The sequence below is a fragment of the Arthrobacter sp. BB-1 genome, from assembly GCF_006151685.1.
Lineage (GTDB): Bacteria > Actinomycetota > Actinomycetes > Actinomycetales > Micrococcaceae > Arthrobacter.
This window is the reverse complement of sequence record NZ_VDEV01000042.1, coordinates 1-18,199: the sequence shown is the minus strand read 5'-3', so window position 1 is coordinate 18,199 and position 18,199 is coordinate 1. Positions and strand designations below refer to the sequence as shown.

Annotated in this window: 14 protein-coding genes and 2 pseudogenes; 8 read left to right on the top strand and 8 right to left on the bottom strand. The window is 62.1% G+C overall.

The genetic code is table 11. The features are described 5' to 3' along the window. Window positions 1–90: 90 nt before the first annotated feature. From FHJ30_RS20195 to FHJ30_RS22065, 5 genes and pseudogenes are all read left to right on the top strand, one after another. Window positions 91–1,239, top strand: a complete 1,149-nt coding sequence (locus FHJ30_RS20195; protein ID WP_139031040.1) for a glutathione-independent formaldehyde dehydrogenase — start codon at window positions 91–93, stop codon at window positions 1,237–1,239. A 60-nt stretch (window positions 1,240–1,299) separates the two neighbouring features. After that, complete coding sequence (locus FHJ30_RS20190; protein WP_139031039.1) at window positions 1,300–2,448, top strand: zinc-dependent alcohol dehydrogenase; 1,149 nt, start codon at window positions 1,300–1,302, stop codon at window positions 2,446–2,448. Window positions 2,449–2,462: 14 nt separating this feature from the next. Continuing rightward, a complete protein-coding gene (locus FHJ30_RS20185; RefSeq protein ID WP_171059148.1) occupies window positions 2,463–3,047 on the top strand; it encodes a hypothetical protein in 585 nt (194 codons plus the stop codon). A 75-nt stretch (window positions 3,048–3,122) separates the two neighbouring features. Further along, window positions 3,123–3,764, top strand: coding sequence for a DUF1345 domain-containing protein (locus FHJ30_RS20180; RefSeq protein ID WP_139031038.1), 642 nt, complete (start codon window positions 3,123–3,125; stop codon window positions 3,762–3,764). Between the two features lie 794 nt (window positions 3,765–4,558). Further along, a pseudogene (locus tag FHJ30_RS22065) lies at window positions 4,559–4,918 on the top strand (alpha/beta fold hydrolase); the annotation flags it as partial. Window positions 4,919–4,923: 5 nt separating this feature from the next. On the opposite strand, the gene FHJ30_RS21800 reads toward FHJ30_RS22065, so the two are convergent. The 5 genes from FHJ30_RS21800 to FHJ30_RS21545 form a co-directional block, all read right to left on the bottom strand. Next, window positions 4,924–5,559: a hypothetical protein gene (locus FHJ30_RS21800; protein ID WP_240793779.1), complete on the bottom strand. Its 636-nt coding sequence runs from the start codon at window positions 5,557–5,559 to the stop codon at window positions 4,924–4,926. Window positions 5,560–5,852: 293 nt separating this feature from the next. After that, window positions 5,853–6,377, bottom strand: a complete 525-nt coding sequence (locus FHJ30_RS20170; protein WP_139031036.1) for a hypothetical protein — start codon at window positions 6,375–6,377, stop codon at window positions 5,853–5,855. Window positions 6,378–7,348: 971 nt separating this feature from the next. Next, on the bottom strand, window positions 7,349–8,020 hold the full coding sequence (locus tag FHJ30_RS20160; protein ID WP_139031034.1) for a DUF6544 family protein: 672 nt from the start codon (window positions 8,018–8,020) through the stop codon (window positions 7,349–7,351). An 83-nt stretch (window positions 8,021–8,103) separates the two neighbouring features. Then, window positions 8,104–8,544, bottom strand: coding sequence for a hypothetical protein (locus FHJ30_RS20155; RefSeq protein ID WP_139031033.1), 441 nt, complete (start codon window positions 8,542–8,544; stop codon window positions 8,104–8,106). 248 nt (window positions 8,545–8,792) lie between these two features. Beyond that, a complete protein-coding gene (locus FHJ30_RS21545; RefSeq protein WP_179997654.1) occupies window positions 8,793–9,293 on the bottom strand; it encodes a hypothetical protein in 501 nt (166 codons plus the stop codon). A gap of 1,006 nt (window positions 9,294–10,299) precedes the next feature. Here FHJ30_RS21545 and FHJ30_RS20145 point away from each other — a divergent pair. Continuing rightward, entirely contained in the window at window positions 10,300–10,713 is a 414-nt protein-coding gene (locus FHJ30_RS20145) for a hypothetical protein (protein WP_240793778.1), read from the top strand. A 1,137-nt stretch (window positions 10,714–11,850) separates the two neighbouring features. Further along, window positions 11,851–12,489, top strand: a complete 639-nt coding sequence (locus FHJ30_RS20135; protein WP_179997653.1) for a response regulator transcription factor — start codon at window positions 11,851–11,853, stop codon at window positions 12,487–12,489. 20 nt (window positions 12,490–12,509) lie between these two features. Here FHJ30_RS20135 and FHJ30_RS20130 read toward each other — a convergent pair whose 3' ends face one another. From FHJ30_RS20130 to FHJ30_RS20125, 3 genes are all read right to left on the bottom strand, one after another. Continuing rightward, complete coding sequence (locus FHJ30_RS20130) at window positions 12,510–14,183, bottom strand: GAF domain-containing sensor histidine kinase (RefSeq protein ID WP_139031030.1); 1,674 nt, start codon at window positions 14,181–14,183, stop codon at window positions 12,510–12,512. 529 nt (window positions 14,184–14,712) lie between these two features. Beyond that, a complete protein-coding gene (locus FHJ30_RS21465; protein WP_257223765.1) occupies window positions 14,713–14,883 on the bottom strand; it encodes a hypothetical protein in 171 nt (56 codons plus the stop codon). 341 nt (window positions 14,884–15,224) lie between these two features. Beyond that, window positions 15,225–16,919, bottom strand: coding sequence for a BTAD domain-containing putative transcriptional regulator (locus tag FHJ30_RS20125; RefSeq protein WP_205677061.1), 1,695 nt, complete (start codon window positions 16,917–16,919; stop codon window positions 15,225–15,227). 399 nt (window positions 16,920–17,318) lie between these two features. Between FHJ30_RS20125 and FHJ30_RS20115 the strand changes: the two are divergent. Continuing rightward, window positions 17,319–17,977, top strand: a pseudogene (locus tag FHJ30_RS20115) (peroxiredoxin). Window positions 17,978–18,199 lie beyond the last annotated feature (222 nt).

The following is an 18,199-nucleotide window of genomic DNA, read 5'->3' as shown; positions in this document are numbered from 1 at the left end:
CTCGGGCCTGCAACTTTCTGCGCCTACCTTCCCTGAAGCTACGTCTATCCGGGCACGATTTGGACGGGCAAGAAAGAAAAGAGCGGAACAGTGAAGGCAGTAGTTTACAAAGGACCCAACGACGTAAGCGTCGAGGAAATACCCGACGCCAAAATTGAGCACCCTGCCGACGTGGTCGTGCGGATAACATCCGCCAACATCTGCGGCTCGGACCTGCACATGTACGAAGGCCGCACCAGCTTTGAACCCGGGCGCTCCTTCGGGCACGAGAACCTGGGCGAGGTGGTGGAGACCGGCCCCGCGGTGAGCAAAGTAAAAGTGGGCGACCGTGTGGTGCTGCCGTTCAACATCGCCTGCGGTTTCTGCAAAAACTGCGAACGCGGCTTCACGAACTACTGCCTAACAATGCAGCCTGAACCAAAGCTCGCCGGCGCGGCCTACGGGTTCGCGGATATGGGACCGTACCAGGGCGGACAGGCCGAATACCTGCGTGTACCCTACGGGGACTTTAACTGCCTGCGTCTGGGCGAGGACTCGGTGGAGAAAGAACTCGACTATGTCATGGTCGCCGATATCTTCCCCACCGGCTGGCATGCCACGGAGATGGCCGGGGTCTACCCGGGAGACTCCGTGGTCATCTACGGTGCAGGGCCCGTCGGGCTAATGGCCGCCTACTCAGCCATTATCAAAGGCGCCGGAAAGGTCATGGTCGTGGACCGCCACAACGACCGCCTGAAGCTGGCGGAACAAATCGGCGCCATACCTGTGAATGATTCGGAAGTGGACCCTGTCGAATTCGTCAAGGACCAAACCATGGGCTTCGGGGCAGACCGGGGCTGCGAATGCGTTGGTTACCAGGCACACGACCCCGCCGGAAATGAACATCCCAACATGACCCTGAACCGGCTCGTGGACTCCGTCCGGTTCGTCGGCGGCATCGGCGTGGTAGGCGTCTTCCTGCCCCAAGACCCGGGGGGCCCCGACAAACTTGAGCAGCAGGGCCAGGTGGCCTTCGACTACGGAAACTACTGGTTCAAGGGACAAACAATGGGCTCAGGCCAGTGCCCCGTCAAGAAGTACAACAGGGCCTTGCGCGACCTCATCGCCGGTGGAAAGGCCAGCCCGTCCTTCATCGTCAGCCACGAACTGCCGCTGGATCAGGCCCCGGAGGGCTACAAGAACTTCGACAACCGTGAAGACGGCTGGACGAAAGTCGTTCTCCACCCAGCGGGAGCCTGAGAGCGCCCCGAGAGGACGAATGTCAATGTCGAAACGCGCGATTCACTGGAGGTGGTACTGATGCGAGCAATGGTTTACCGCGGCCCGTACAAGGTACGGGTTGAAGAGAAAGACATTCCGAAGATTGAACACCCGAACGATGCGATAGTGCGGGTCAGTAAGGGCGCCATATGCGGGTCCGACCTGCACCTGTATCACGGCATGATGCCCGATACACGGGTTGGGATGACGTTCGGACACGAGTTCGTGGGCACGGTCCATGAAGTGGGCGCCTCAGTGCAGAACGTGGCGGTGGGCGACCGCGTGATGGTGCCGTTCAACGTCTATTGCGGCTCCTGCTACTTCTGCTCCCGCGGCCTCTACTCCAACTGCCACAACGTCAACCCCAATGCGACGGCGGTGGGCGGCATCTACGGTTACTCCCACACGTGCGGAGGGTACGACGGCGGCCAGGCAGAATTCGTGCGTGTTCCCTTCGCGGACGTGGGGCCGTCGAAAATTCCGGAATGGATGGACGAAGAGGACGCGGTCCTCCTCACTGACGCCTGCCCCACGGGCTACTTTGGTGCCCAGCTGGCAGACATCGTGGAGGGCGACACCGTGGTGGTGTTCGGTGCAGGCCCCGTGGGACTGTTCGCAGCCAAGTCCTCCTGGCTGATGGGTGCAGGACGGGTCATCGTGATCGACCACCTGGAGTACCGGCTGGAGAAGGCCCGCAGCTTCGCGCATGCCGAGACGTACAACTTTGTGGAGTACGACGACATTGTGGTGCACCTGAAGAAGGAGACCGACTACCTCGGCGCCGACGTCGTCATTGACGCCGTCGGCGCCGAAGCGGACGGAAACTTCCTCCAGCACGTCACAAGCAGCAAGCTGAAGCTGCAGGGCGGCTCCCCCATCGCCCTCAACTGGGCCATCGACTCAGTCCGCAAAGGCGGGACGGTATCCGTCGTGGGCGCCTACGGGCCCATCTTCAGCGCGGTGAAATTCGGTGACGCCATGAACAAGGGCCTGACACTCCGCATGAACCAATGCCCGGTCAAACGGCAGTGGCCGCGCCTCTTCGAGCACATCCGGAACGGGTACCTGAAACCCAGCGAACTCGTCACCCATCGCATCCCGCTGGAGCACATCGCAGAGGGCTACCACATCTTCTCCGCCAAACTGGACAACATCATCAAGCCGCTCGTTGTCGCCGACGCGTCCTGAAAGGGAAGGCCATAATGACTGAAACACCTAGTGCGTACATTGCCGAAAAGCGCAAGCCGATGGAATCGGCGGACTCGCTGCGGGCCCGGATTCCGGGATGGGGCGCTGACCTCGACCCGGCCGACAGGCCGTCCTACCCCCGCGAACAACCAGGCATCGAAACAGGCGCGCATTGGGACTTCCCCGAACGCCAGCCCGAGAAATGGCCCAGGGAACGGTCCGTCGAGCACGCCTTCCTGACACCGGTTTTCGGGACCTCCACCCCTCCTGCCGGGGTGTCGGGCGCCATCCGGAAATATGCGTATAAGTACAGCGAGGGCCGGGCCGCTCACTGGCTGTTGCTGGTCGCGGCCGACCGGGTAGACGCGTGGGAACACCACGTGAAGTCCCTCGCCACCCTCCGTCCCGACAACCCGATCACCGAAACCGGGGTGCTCAGCGAGTTCTCCCGCCAGGGTGTCCGCTCGCGGTTCGGTCAAAAACGAGCCGACGTCACCCACCAGTGGATGGACCCGATCATCGTGGGCGGCCCCTGGCTGCTGGCGGCCGGAGGACTCGTCGCGACCTTCAAGGCCCTGCGAAGGCATCGTGGAGCCTAACATCCTTCCGCAGGACTGGACGGCATCCGGGTCCGGGGCCAGGGCGGAGGCACGACAGCCCTTCGACGAGCAGCAATGAACGGTCGGATCCTGTCAGCCCGCCGTGCTCTCGTCTGCGTCGCCGTCGGAGCGGTGGCCGGCATCGTTGCAGCGGTGGCCGTATCACCTGCCCTGGCGCCCCTGGTTGGGTGGTGCACCGCTGGCATCATCGCTCTGGTATGGGTATGGCGGATCTGCTGGCGACAGGACCCGGCGGGGACTGAACGCGTCGCGCGCGAGGAGTCCGCCTCCCGTGTGACCGACAATGCGATTATCACCGCTTGTATCGCCAGCATCGCCGCCGTGGTGGTGGCATTGGTCCAGTCGAGCAACCGGGACGCGGATGCGACCTCGGTGGCGTTGGTCATCCTGGGCGTCCTCGGGACTATTGTTGCCTGGGCGCTCGTCAACACGGTCTATGCCTTAAAGTACGCCCGAATGCACTACGTGGATCACCCGAACGACGGGTTCGACATCAAGCATGAGGCGCAACCAACCTACAGCGATTTCGCCTACTTCGCCTTCACTGTTGGAATGTCCTACGCTGCGCCTGAGGTCGAGCCAAGCAACAGTGAGCTCCGGCGCAAAGCTCTTCTGCACGCTCTCCTGTCGTATTTCTTCGGCACAGTCCTGATCGCGGTCTCCATCAACCTGGTCACCAACCTCGGCCAAGGATGATATGACCCGGCAACCGTGACGTTCCGCGCCCGGGCAATGTGATGCCCGGTGCCGGCTATGCCACACATTTCGGCCCATTTGCGGGTCTTAGCTGTCGGAGCGCCCGCCTGCGCATAGTCGCCACAAACCCCGGATCCGATTAGCCAAGGACTGGAGCCCGCCCCCACACACTTGAAGAGGCCCTACAGTGACCATGCCACAGCCCGCAAACCAACCGTCAGAGCAACGCGACCGCAAGTTTTTTGTCCACACGGCAAAGCAGGACCGCCTCTGACGACGGAATCTGTCGTGCCCGAGGTGAACACGCATACATTCCGGGCACTTAGAAACACTGGGAACCTGTGGAAAAGATCTGGGGAACGTGGCAATCCACGGGCTTTCCGGCACATCCGCAAGCAAGAATGTTGACGTCGCCAACACTTACTCATTTCCCACATTCTTCCTACACTTCTCTCGCCTTCGTCTCTCGGGGCCCAATGCGGCTACCGCAGCCGCAGGTACCGCTGGGGTAGATGAAGCCCTCTCGCACCATTAGCAGCGTCGAGGACAACGCAGCGGTTGGCCCCACAACGCCCAGATGTGGGCAGCTGCTCCCTGGCCGGCCGCAACCAGCCCGGCTATCACCCGAAAACAGACCGGATGAGGCCAAATGTGGGCTGGAGGATTATGACGTCAGCTGCCTTGTTCGCGTCGCCTCTTGAGGAGCAACGGGTCACGAGGCACAATGACCCGCACAGTGCTGAGTTGGAGCAGCGGCGTCGTTAGCAGTAAGTCGATCCGGAGTGGGAGAACGCATGGCCGGCCGCGTGGAGATTGATGGACACCCTACATGGGTAGATGACCGCGGCGGCGGTGGCGCTCCACTTCTCCTCCTGCACGGCGGCCTTAGCAACAGCGATGCCCTTCTTGACACTATTGGAACAGGTCTCGCAGAACACTTCCGTATCGTCGCCTTTGACCGTCGCGGCCACGGATATACCGCCGACACCGACGGCGAATTCCATTACGGCGACATGGCGCGGGAGACGGTCAGCGTCCTTGAGAATGTGGTCGCCGGCCCCGCCCATCTCGTCGGCTGGAGCGACGGCGGCATCATTGCCCTCCTCGGATCCGCCAGCGGGAACGCCTGCCTCTTCGATCACGGTCATCAAACGGCTGGCTATGCCGCTGCCGTCCGAGGTCTTCGCGTGCCGCTCCACGCCGGCACATCGCGGAGGGTCAAGGCCAGGAGGATCCAAGCGGCCCCGAAGGCGGCAGACGCTGCTACTCCGAAGGCGAGAGGGATGAGTTCGAAGGCGAACATCAACGGGCGAAGTAGCAAAGTAAAAACGCCCATGAGGCCGAGAAATATCAATGATGGCCCCAGTGATCGCTTTCCACCGTCGGCGCTTCCGGGATCACGAACAATGATCGCCCCAGCGAGAAGCATCGAAAAACCAAGGAGGGGAGTGCCAAGGGCGAGTCCCAATGTCTTCAGGGGATCAAAGAGTATGGCTTGTCCCACCACTGCTATCAGGCCGAAAAGGGCTGCCATCACGGCAAGCAACTGGGCGGCCCGTTTCATCCGGCTTTTCTGCTTTCGAAGTGCACGGATAAATGACAAAGCAGCCCAGAGCGTCAGTAGCAGGGCCAGGACTCCGGGTAGGTTATAGAGCACAAAAAGTTCGTTGCTCAGAATTGGTGAGTAGCCGAGGTCTTCCCTCCAAACCACGTCGGGACCTTGCGGGGCCATAAATCGGAAGTACCCGTAGACCATCCAGAGGATTCCCCCAGCCACCATGGCCCAGAGCACCATTGGTCCATGCCCGAAAATTAGGGCCATTCGACTTGCAGCTGAAGCGTGCACTGTCGCCTCCGTCATTGGATGGTTTCTGTGAAGTGACTCCCAGAAAGATCATTGTCCGCCCTATTGTGACGGTTACGGACCTCAGCCGTGTGCGGTCGCTCTGTCAGCGACGTTCCAGGGAAGGGTCAGGACCTGCGCTCCAATGGTGGCTCCCGGTACAGCACTCCCGACGATTCGGTTGGCACTACTGTCGTGAGCCGACCTGTCTACTAAGAGTGACGCGTTGTCCTTGGCGAACTGGTCTAATGGAGGTGCGGGTCATCCTCCGCCCACGCCCCACGCGCTGAAGTTTCCGCCACCTCTGGTGCGTTCGTCATCATCTTTACCGCACCGACGGCAGCGCTCATAGACCACCCGTCGTCGGATGTTCGAGATGCCATACGTTGCGGCCAAAACACGTCGATGAACTGGCTATGCGCCGGGGCCGATGCGGTGGCTCCTTTCCAGAGCGTTTTAGGGCACTGGCCGCCGCCTCGGACCTGTTGCCTCACGTCAATGGGTCCGGGAAGACTACTTGTTGCCTCACTGGAAAAGGTCCGTTTCGGGTACGAGTTGAACAAGGTGTTGATCTTGTAGCCGCGGGGAGCAGCTTTGGCCTGGCTAAGTGCTTCGAGCTGTCCGGTCAGGGCAAGGACTTGCCGGGACAGTGCCGCCGGTTTGAGTCGTTTGAACTGGGCATTCATGCTGATGACGGGTTGCTTCCGGACGTCCGGATGCCGGGCAGCGCGCTGGTGCGGGGTGAGGGCGGCATCGTGTTTCTTGACCACTTTGGCCCCATAACGTTCCTTCGAAAGCAGCTTGTGCTGGGGCAGCAGGTAGTTCGTGAAGAGCGCATCGACTTCCCACAGCAGTGCTCCTTGTCATCGGTGCGGCATTTGCCTTGATCGGCCTGACCGCCTCCGTCGTACTCCATCTCCGCCGCAAACGGAACGGCTCAACGTTGGTCGCCTCGGCCACTGGAAGAACATGGCGCAGCCGCCATCACCAAAACCGCGCCTTTGCACGCCCCCCAAGAGTAAGCCTCCGACGGGCACGAGGCACTGGACCAAGGGCCAGAGTATAGCTGCGGCCCAGGTGTCCTCTTCATCGGTTCCCCATCACATGGCGTGCCTGGTCTGAAGCCGCAAACTGCTGGTGCGTTGGTCTTAGCTGCCTGTCTTCCCTGTGCTGTCTACACGTGCTTCTTTCTGGAAGATGAGCTCCCAGCGTTCGCGGCCGCGCCCGGTTTGCCTCCAGCCGTCACTTTCAATCTCCTGTACAAGTTCCTGTAGGCTGCGCCTCATCCCGGGAGCCCAATCATCCTCCGGGGGCATGGGGCTGACTGGCCGGGGAGCTGTAAATGTGGAGCTTGTGTAGCGTTTTTCACCGTTAACCGCACCAACGAATCTGAGTTGCGTGCTGCCGTATTGTGAGAAAAGTGTGCTCAGCAGGCTCGCCCACCAGGAGGTACCGCCGAGCTCTTCCAGCCCAACTCGAAGCGTGGCAGTTTCAGGGTTGCTCAACGTAGGCCTTCCTTTTTATGAGTTATGCAGCCGATGGCTATGCTCCATCGGGAGATTCGTCCGCCTCTTCCGGCTACCAAATATGTACTTCCGCTCATGTGGCCGAAGTACGCGGTGAAGGCTATTTCATGGTAGGGATGCGTAAAGGGTCAGAGTTAGGGGCTAAAGGCCCCAGTGGGATCAACGAGAATTTGACTACCGGGGATTCCAGGATAGGCAAGCCCAGGCCTTCGGCCTTAGCGGAACAACGCTCCGGTGATCCTGGCGTGGAAGAATTCCCCGTCGCCCTGGTTGGGGGTTCCCCACCACCATCCCGCACGCAGGACTGACGGCAGAGTGATTCCTGAGAATTCCTTTTCTTCCATAATTGCCACGCCGAAGGGGTACCGGCCAGGTTTTTCCCCACCGGGGTTGCCCCAACGCATCATCCAAACTTCGGCCAGTTGCCCCTGCGCCGTTAACCGCAAGTTGACCTTTTCCTCTGCGCCGTTAATGACCCTACTCATGGTGACTACGTCCTTGTCGGAGCCGGGTGACCAGCCAGCTGTTTGAAAGGCAGTGGGCAGGAGCACGCTTTCGGCTGCCAGCCTGCCGGCGGCGCTGCGGGCGACGTCGGCGCCGCTGGCTGAGAGGACGGGAATAATGTTCAGCAGTTTCCACCGCATCTGCCCCTGGCCCGCGCTGAAGCGGTCGAAACCGGTGATAGGCAGGCCGAACAGCCGTGATCGCGCAGCCCAAATGAAGCCCTCACCGGGTGAGAGGATCTGCCGGGCGCGGAAAGGCTGCCATTGCATCCCGAGCTTGATGTCCCCCCGCATGTCCAGTTCCACGCTGCGCCACAGCGGAGTCCCGCTGGTGATGGAGTGCTCAAGCCACCGCCGGGCCGGTTCCGGCAGCCCTTTCGTCATTGATGGCTCATAACTGGCCATCACAGACCCCTTACCGGCCAGCTGTTGCCACAGGCCACTGACAGCCGAAGGCACTGCGATGCTCATCGGCTGACTCCCGCCGGTCGGCCGACATGCGCCGTGAAGAAATGAGCCGCCACGATCAGTGCCAGCAGCACGACGTCGACGATGAATCCGGCCAGAGCCATGTGCAGGTTCAGCGCGACCAAGGGGACAGAAACAGTGACCCCGGCCAAGGTGAGGCACCGCCAAAACGGCCGAGCCGCCAACAGAAGGACAGCCGAAGCCAAGAAAACACCTGCAGCTGCGAACCACAGTATTCCAGCTGCGGTTCCGGTCAGCGTGCCCGGTTCGGGCAGCGCACCCGTATACCGCAGGTCCCCGGGCTCCCCCATGCGGAGGAAAAGGACGAAACCCATCACATGGATCAGCCCATGCCCCATCAACACCAGAGCCACCAGTAAGCGGACCGGCAGCTTAGAGCGCGTCAGAAAATCCTGCGACTGTGAACGGCTAAGTGCCATGATGTCCCCCTTTGGCGATCCCCGAGTTTTTCCGTATCGTACAGCGGCGACTGCCGTGTCGATGGTCCTTTTTTGAGCCTTATGGCTCACGCGGACCGGGACCGGCGCGGAATGGCAGAGGGCCCAGACGGAACCTCAAAGCCGGCCCTTTGCTCAAGCAAAAGCTCCCCTGCCCGGAATCACTTCGAGCTAACCGCTGGCCCACCCTTGGCAGCAGTAGCACCTTGAGAACCCGCGCAATCGAAGCTTCAGTCCAGGCGCAAGCCTCCCAACCGCCCTGCCGCCTGCGTAGAGGAGTTCCGCTCAGCTCCGGGGGCGGACCGCCAGTCCGCCAGGGCTGCCGGGACTAGGAAGGCCAGGGCAGGGATGCTCCAGGCCCAAAAACCCCAGCCGAACAGCATCAGGGCAAGGTGAAAGGCTAAGACCCCGGCCCAGCCCGCCTTCGCCCGGGCGCCACCGCGGAGAAGCATGACGCCCAGGGCGGCCTCCCCTGCAGAAAGTGCCAGGCCCCAGGGGGCCGGGGCGGCCATGAAGATCCGGCCCCATGCCTCCCGGACAGGCGTGAAGAGTGCACCGTCGGCGAAGGGCGCATAGAACTCCGGCCCGGCCGCGACGATACCCATGTGGATTCCACCTGTGAACAGGAAGAACCCGCCGACGAACTGACGCCGCAGGCCTTTGCCTTTCGGGCCGGCAACCAGCCCATGAGGAGCAAGCTCCAGGGATAGCTTCGCCGCAACATTTTTCATGTGACCTGACCTTTCAAACCTGGCCGCTCCGGCTACCGGACTGCCCTTGTCCGTCCCTATTTTTTCCCGCATCGAACATCAGCGACAGGGACCTTGGTCATCACCGATGGGCCACAGCTTACGAGCCTACTTTCTTGCGTCCGGACCGAGAATGTCATGGATGATCCAAACGACGGATTGCCACGCGGTGCTACCACTTGCGTCCACCCTGTACAACCAGTGGGTGGCTGACCTCAGCCCGGGTATCGGCATGCTCTCGTCACCGCGGCTGAACACCATGGTGACCGCAGCGGTTCGATATCCAGCTGCAGCTGGGACTCCAGTCCCTAACAGCACCGGCTGGCCAGGTGACAACCGCGCAATGCGGACCGCAAGCGGAGAGCCGCCTGACCGGGGCTCTCGTCTCGTTGCTGAACCTCAGCAACTGCCCGACGCCTGCCGGGACACGGGACGGGTTGAGTACACCATCGACGTCGAGGAGAATTGCGGCTTTCACGGGCAGTGGACTGCGTACCTGATTCCAGGCAGGGGGTAGGCAGGGCGGGAGGTGGCCCACCCCCGATCCGGACCTGCTTGGGGCCACCTCCCGCCAGTTTTGGCAACTGAACCGGGACTGTGTTGTTCCGCGGGCATGCCCTGAAAAATCTGTGAATTCCAGGCAAATGCGTCCGCGGGTGGACGTGTGCGCGCTCACAAGAGGGGACTTTCAGCCCTATAGCGAGCTTCCCTGGGCTTGCCATCCTTGTAGAGGTGCCGGGCCGGGTCCTCACATTGCGAGGCCGGTGACCGGCGTTGGAACGCAAAGAAAAAGCGCTGTTCCGCTGCCAGGACAAAGATGCAGTCCTCACCGGCGGAGTGGCTGAAACTTGAAGGGATTGGCATGGCTGCTGAGATTCGCATGCTGCACACCGCGCCTGCATCAGAGACCGAAACCGCGTGTGAACGGGCGAGGGCAGTACACCCTTCCAATTTCAAACGGACAGCGTCACCGGAGGATGAACCGGGGATGACAGCCACAGAGCTCCCAACCAGGTTTGATCGCCTGCTTGGAGAGTTGCTGGGCCAGGGCGTGCCGGAGGATGAGGCGCGGACGGAAGTGGCGCGGATTGTGGCGCGGGAAGTGTGGGACGGCTTCGCCTCCCGGCTGCGCCGGCACCGCGCATCCGGGCAGCAGATGGACGCCAACGTCCTCGCTGTCGCTCTGGGTTCGATCCAGTGCATGGCTGTTCCATTGGCACACCACCGCGGTGATCTCGTTGCCGCCGGCAGTGCTGTGGGCAGGGCCCGCCGTCGGCTGCAGCACAACGGCGGGCTGATGGACCGGCTGCACACTCACACGAATCCGGCATTCAGGGAAGCGGACGCACTCCTCCAGGCGCTTGAGGAGTTCCTCGCGCACTCCCGATCCGTCGCAGCCTGATGTATCGGTGAGGAGAAGAGGTATATGCCAAGCATGGAGGAATACCGCGCAGTGCACGGTAAGGAACCGGCCAACCGCAAAGATACGGAGACTGAATTCGGGGATGGCGGTTGCAATGTCATCTCCCAGGTCACCGGCGGGATAATCGGACGCTGGGACTCGTGGGACACAGCCAGCCGCGCGCTGAGTGAACTTCAGAAACTTGGGTTCGGATACGAATACCGGCTGGAGGAATCGCATCAGTGGGCGCAGGAGACCGAATCCAAGAACCGTTGCCCTGTATGCCGCAATACCCGTGGCGTCCCGGCTCTTTCCAGTGCCGGCAGGGGTATTCTACGGCCCTGACACCGCCTACCCCGAAAACCCGAAGACCTCCTCTGGGCGCGATCTCCCAGGGGCCAATAGACCGGGCCCATGAAGCGGCACCGGCGCCGGACAGGTCTCCGGTCCGAAAGGGTCGGAACAGGACCGCGTGGACGTGGCCCAGATATTACGTAACGGGGGTGGGCCACCTCCACGCCCTTTAACGGCGGCTTCCAGCGAGAGCGATTGTTTGGTGCGCGTAGGGGCCTACCGGAAAAGTCCACTCGATGTTTTCATGCATTTCGTACTACCGGACGTGAAAAGCCTGCCGATCCCCCGTCGTCAGGCCTTTATCTTGTCCGGGCGCGGAACGTCAGGGGCGGCGCTGGCTGATTTTTGGACCCTTCGACCCTGACGGCGGTGCTCTGGGGTGCGGAAGGATTCGTTCCAAGCCCTTTCTGTTTGGACGCCCGGCACGATGAGGCAGCCGGAAAGGGCTTTGGGCAAAGAGAGCGCCGAATGATTGCACCAGCACTGCCGCATGAGATTGGGTCTCCCACCGGCTCGTCCAGGTGTTGGGGATCGGCATTGGTATTCTGGTGCTCTATTCCTAGAGGGCGCTGCCCAGCCACCCGTAGGTGCATGACTTTAGTCCCTGTTCCAGAGGCTGCACGTAGGGAAGAGTAAGACAGTGTGCCTTCAAGCCAGCCAGATGACGGCCTGCCCAGCCAGACACACCGCTCGTCCTAGCGCTCAAGGCCGAAATGTTCGATTCGGAGCCAACCTTTGTCAATACCAGCTGCATCTTCGATCACTCCCGTGAAAAGTGATCCTTTGCGCGTCTTTATCCTTGATGACCACGAACTGGTGCGTCAGGGCCTGAGGGACCTGCTCGAGCATGAAGGGTTCAATGTTGTAGGCGAAAGTGGGTCCGCTGTTGAGGCCTCACGACGGATTCCTGCGCTGCGCACAGACGTTGCAGTGCTGGACGGCCGGCTTCCCGATGGAACCGGGATGGAGGTCTGCCGGGACGTCCGCTCGGTCGATCCGAACGTCAAGTGCTTGATCCTGACAAGCTACGACGACGATCAAGCGCTGCGAGGGGCAGTGCTCGCCGGCGCAGCCGGCTATGTCCTCAAGCAGATCAACAACAATGACCTCGTCAAGAACATCCGCCGGGCCGCCGCGGGTGACTCACTCTTCGGTCCCAGTGTCGTCGAAGGGGTTGTCAACGGCATGACGGCTGAACCTATCGACCCGCGCTTCAGCCAGCTCACGGTGCAGGAACGGAAAGTCCTGGACTGCATCGGCCGGGGCATGACCAACCGGCAAATCGGGCAAGAGCTGTTCCTGGCCGAGAAAACCGTCAAAAACTACGTTTCCTCGCTGCTGGCCAAGCTCGGCTTCGAACGCCGCACCCAGGCTGCCGTTTTTGTCACCGAGGTATCCCGGGCCCAGACACCCCGGCACTGAGGATCAAGGGCCACAAGTTGTCAGGCGAGCGGGACTTTCCACAGGAGCCGGGTCCCGTTGCCGGGGGTGCTGTCGATGCGGCAGACTCCGCCCAGAGCATCGGCGCGGTGGCTCATGTTGGTCAGCCCACTGACCCTGGACGGGTTCTGAAAACCGGTCCCGTCATCCTCGACCAGCAGTTCGCAGTGCCCGTGCAACGCAGTGAGCGTGATCCTGAGGGTTTGCGCCCGCGAATGCCGGACCGCGTTGCTCACTGCTTCGGAGAGGACGGCAAGCAGGTGGTCCGCGGCCTTGCCTGCAATCAGGCTGTCGATGGGGCCGCTGAGCCTGACTTCCGGAGTAATGGGCGTGTCATACGTGCTGTCCTGAACCACCCGCATGACAGCAGCGGTCACCAGTTGCCGGCTTTCAGTATCTACCCGCAATGAGTAGATCGTGTTTCGAAGATCACTGATCGTCCCATCAAGGTCACCGGTGATTCCGTTGATCCGGTCATGGGCCGCGGTGTCGCTGGTGTACCGGCGCAAGCTCTGAATACCCATACCGGCAGCGAACAGCCGCTGAATCACCAGATCATGCAGGTCACGGGCAATCCTGTCGCGGTCCACGGCGAGCAAATGCTCCTCGCGGTACCTGTTCGAGCGGATAAGGTCCAAGGCCAGCCCGATCCTGGACGAGTAGACTACGCTCAGTTCCCGGTCCGATTGGGAGTAGCCGGGGCTTCCGGCCTGCCGGACGAGGATTAACAAGCCGTTCTGGGTGCCTTTCCCACCGAGGGCGGTGACGAGGGCAGGGCCCAGCTTTTCCGAGGCGTCGGGCCCGAAAACCTCGACGGGGTCCTTGACCGCCAGTGCCTGTCTCGTTTCGAGCACGTTGGCCAAGGCGGCTGTAGGCGGCAGGTCCATGCCCCCGGGAAGCGCCAGGACGCCCAGTGAGGCCCGCGGGGTGAAGCCCCCGTTCTCGTTAGGAACCGCGACTATGGCCAGGACCGACTCCGAGACCCGCATGGCACGCTCGGCAACCAGCTCAAGGTCATCCATCTCCCCCGGACCGTCCGCGGCGATCAACCGGTCAGTGACCTCCATGCCCGCCTCCAGCCACCGCTGCCGCCGGCGTGAATCTTCAAACAGGTGGGCATTCTGGATCGCGACACCGGCCGCCGCCGCGAGTGCGACCGCCATATCCTCGTCATCCTCGGTGAAGTCCTCCGCGCCCGCCTTCTCCGTCAGATACAGGTTCCCGAACACAGTGTCCCGAACCCGGACAGGCACACCTAGGAAAGAGGTCATGGGCGGATGGTTCTCCGGGAAACCCACAGCCTTGGGGTGCTCATTGAGATCATGCAGCCGCACCGGCTTCGGTTCGCGGATCAGATGGCCAAGCACACCTCGTCCGCCCGGCAGATCACCGATGCGCCCCGCTGTCTCATCGTCAATGCCGACGGTGACGAAATGGCTCAACCCATTCCGGTCATCACTAATAACACCCAGTGCCCCGTACTTGGCACCAACAAGGTCACACGCCGCGTATACCACCCGTTCGAGTACGGCCTGCAGACTTAGGTCCTCCGCAAGAGACACCACCGCAGCGAGCAGGCCCTGCATGTGGTCCTGGGCACGCGCGATTTCCCTGGCGCGGGCAATAAAGTCATCAACGCGCTCCTGGCTGCGCTGGCGCAGCGGCTCATCCCACATCGGCCGGGCCTTCCCGGAATGCAGGGGCAACGCTTGCGGCGGGCAGGATGCGCGCCGATACAGACGACGAAACTTTTGGATGCAGCAGGCGATTGGCGTGGCTCATCAGGCTCCAGGACAGTACGACTCCCGGCAGCGGGCTGCTTCACCCCGGAAAACCTTCAGCCCCCCCGACTGAATACTCGTATATATCATACCAAGTGAATCATTCCGGCCAAATGTATGATTTTGTGGCACGAGCTTTGAAGCTGTTCCCGGGAAACGGATGATACGTGTGGACTGCGTCACCCGTCACTGCCGCATTGTCTAAGGGCCCAAATAGGGTGGCGAGGTTCTTTCGACAGGTAGGAGTCGTGGATCTTGATGCGAAGCACGCTCGACACCAGCAACTTCCCTGCGGGAAGGTTGCCGAAAGCGGGCTATGCATTAAGTGTGCCCTCATCGAAAAGGGGCAGCCAGAACCCTGGGTTTCATATGAATACCAGGGCTACTCTGAAACCTTCCCGGTTCCTTGTCGGATCTCAGCCGGTTACGGAAGGGTGGCAGCCAACCATTGCAGGGCCAGTTCGGATGGACTGCCGGGCTCTGCGTGATGAATGACCAGCAGGTGCTCGTCGGTGCCCGCAAATGCCAGCTTCTCGTGGAAGAGCTCAATGTCTCCCACCAGTGCATGGTGCAGATGACGTTTCCCGGCGACCATGTTGCTCCCGCTTCCCAGGCCATGAACAGGTGTAGGCCCCCCGGGGCCGGCCGACAAAACCGGAACGAGGAACCGCATAACCCCACTTCAGCACGCGAGAACCCACTCGTCAGGGTACAGAGCCCGCCAGCCCACACACCTGAACAGGCCACGATGGGCAACGCCGGTGAGGCAATTGTCGATTCCGGTCGCCGTGCAGTCTGGGGCCGGAATGGGCGGTGGCGAGCCCACGTGCGGGTTCATAATCATGGAGGCTGGTTCCCTCGACGCGCTCCAGCCCGATCTCCAGGCGCCACCGCACGCGGAATCCGTCGCCATGACGGAGGTGCTGGTGCTTCCTCTCAGCGAGGTTGTGACGCCCGGGCGAGGCAGCGCTGCTGATCCTGGCGCCTGCCAAGCTCTGCGAATCCGAGGGCGGCCTCCCGGAACAGTGCGGTGGCCTGCTCGTGTTGTCCTTCTGCTTGACGAAGTACGCCCCGCGCTTCCCAAAGGGCCGCATGCCACGGTCCTCCGGGCCACATCCCGGCCAGCTGCTCCGCAGCAGCGAGCCGGCGACGCGCGGCGTCGAGCCTCCCCGCCAAGGCGTAGTTCATCGCGGCAACGACTCGATAGCCGATCGAGCATGGAGGGCAGACGCTTTCGCGGGTCAATGCCGCGTCGGCCCGTTCGATGATCTGAACCGCCTGCGAGGGTGACTTGGCTGCTTCGACGATCACCGCGTACAGGCGGACGACAAGATGCGGTTCGAGCCAGGTCGATCCCGCGACGCCCAATGCCCGCGTCGCGGCCCTGGCAGCTTGAGCGGGTCGGCCTTCCGCCAGATCGACCTCTGCCAGGCGCTGCCACGCCATAACCTCCCCGGCCCGGGATCCGGCTTGGCGATTCAGTTCGAGCGCGGCTTGCAGGAGCCTGCGTGCGTCGTGGAGCTCTCCCGAAAACAGAGCAGCCTCACCGAGCAAGAGATCTGTGAGCGCCTGTCCGTGGACCGAACCCGCTTGCTCGGCTACATGACGCAGCCGCTCTGCGCGCTGCGCGACGATCTGGTGACCCGCCGGTCCACACAGGCAAAACTCCGCGAGGCATAGTTGCGCGTCGAACATGTAGCCAGACCAGACGGAGCCATGCCTCGTGAACTCCGCGAATTCCTCCTCGAACACTTCCGGCCAGCGATCCTGCATGTTCGCCGCGATGGCGAGCACCGCCGTCGCCTCCCCAATCTCACGCCCGAGGCTCGCCGTGATAGCCAATTCGCGCGCACGGCGGGCATCAGCCATCGCGTCGGCCAGCTCGCCGGAGTTGAGGGAGATGAGGGCGCGGGCCAGCACGGCTCGAGCGCGGTTCTCCGCGCGACGGGTATCCTCAGCGATAGCTTCCTCATAGACCGCGAGGGTCTCTGCCGTCGGGCCGACGCCGAGATCGGCGCGCAGGTGCCGGCAGAGTTGCTGGAACTGGCGGATCGCTCCCTGCCGGTCGCCGGCCTCAAGCGCTCGGACCATTATGGTGCGGTGTGCGTCTTCGTCCGCTGGCTCCTCCTTGAGGACCTCCTCCCACCTCCCCGCCGCTTTCAGGAGCCGCAGGTGAAGGGTCCGGAGCCGCTCACGTGGGACCTCGGACCACACCGCGAACCGGTCGTCGGGAAGAAGGTCGCCACCATACAGGTCAAGCGCCTCGGACACCCCTGCAGATGATGCGAGGGCGGCTCGTCCCGCCGCTTCGAATCGTTCCGCATCGATGGCGACGACGGCGTCCGGCAGCAGCACGAGCAGCTCGCCATGCGCCTGCACGGCATCCGGCGAGCCGAGAGCGGCTCGGGCGAAATGCATCGCCTTGCGAAGGTTCGAGGCGGCTGCCTGCGCGCCGAGGTCAGGCCAGAGGAGATCGGACAGCACGTCCCGGTGAAGTCGAAGGCCGTCCGCAAGGGCGAGGATCTTGACAAGCCCTGCGGCCTTTGAATGTTTCCACGCTTCGTCCGGGACGGCCCTCCCGTCGACAACGACCCGGAATCCGCCCAGCATGACGATAGCGCACTCGGTCACGCGTTGAGATTAACCGGGGAACGGTCGGGGAACAAGGGCCTCTTACCGTGAGAAATACAAGAAACACGGGAGGTGAATCAAGATGCCAGACGCGTACGCCTCAGGAAGGTGGCATGTGCTGCCCGGCCGGGAAGGCGAGTTCATTGAGTGTTGGCGGGAATTCTTGGAGTGGACGCACCAGTATCATCCGGCAATGACTGACGCGAGCCTGCTCCAGGGGATCGAGACATCCACTGAATTCGTCTCATTCTCCGAATGGACAGGCACCGACTCGCGAGACCAGTGGAAGCGCGACCCGGAATTCGCTCGGAGGATGTCGGCGTGCCGGGGGCTCTGTGAACGAATGGCAGGCAGTGACTACGAACGTGTAGTCCACATAGTGTGAGATGGAGGCCAGAGATGACTCTGCAATTGGGCGATATCGCCCCGAATTTTTCGGCCAAGACGACGGCGGGAACCTCCGCTTCCATGATTGGCTCGGTAATTCTTGGGGAGTCTTGTTCTCCCACCCCAAGGACTTCACGCCGGTTTGCACGACGGAACTGGGCTATCTGGCCACCATCAAACCCGACTTCGATCGACGCAGCGTCAAGATCATCGGGCTGTCAGTGGATTCGACAGCCGATCACGAGAAATGGGCTGCCGACATCGAGGAGACGCAGGGTGCCCGCCCAAATTACCCTGTCATTGGCGATGATGATTTCACTGTCGCGAAACTCTACGGAATGCTTCCGGCCGCAACGTCGGGCGACGCCAAGAGTCGGAAGCCGGTGGACAACCAGACCGTAAGGAATGTCTTCGTGATCGGGCCGGATAAGAAGATCAAACTGATCCTCGTTTACCCCATGACCACCGGACGCAATTTCGACGAGGTGCTGCGGGTTATCGATTCGCTTCAGCTAACGGCGAAGCACCGGGTGGCAACGCCGGTCAACTGGAAGCAGGGGAACGACGTCATCATCGCCGGCTCCGTCCCCGATGACGAAGCCCGCGAGATCTTCGGCGAGTGGAAGGAGTCAAAGCCGTACCTTCGGATCGTCCCGCAGCCCGTGGGATGAGCCGTGCCGTCGGTCTTCAACCGCGTGCGCCACAAGGCTGCGAACGCCACGGTAAGGGAGCGGCTCGAGGACACACGCACGATGAGTTGAACCTGTTGAATCGCCTCGTCCAGGACGAAGTTGATCCGGCGCCCTTGAACCCGTCAAGAGGCCGCGGCGGGCCGTATCGGTTCCATAACGCCGCCGGACGGTACACCTCACACCTCTCCTGCGAGTTCCCTC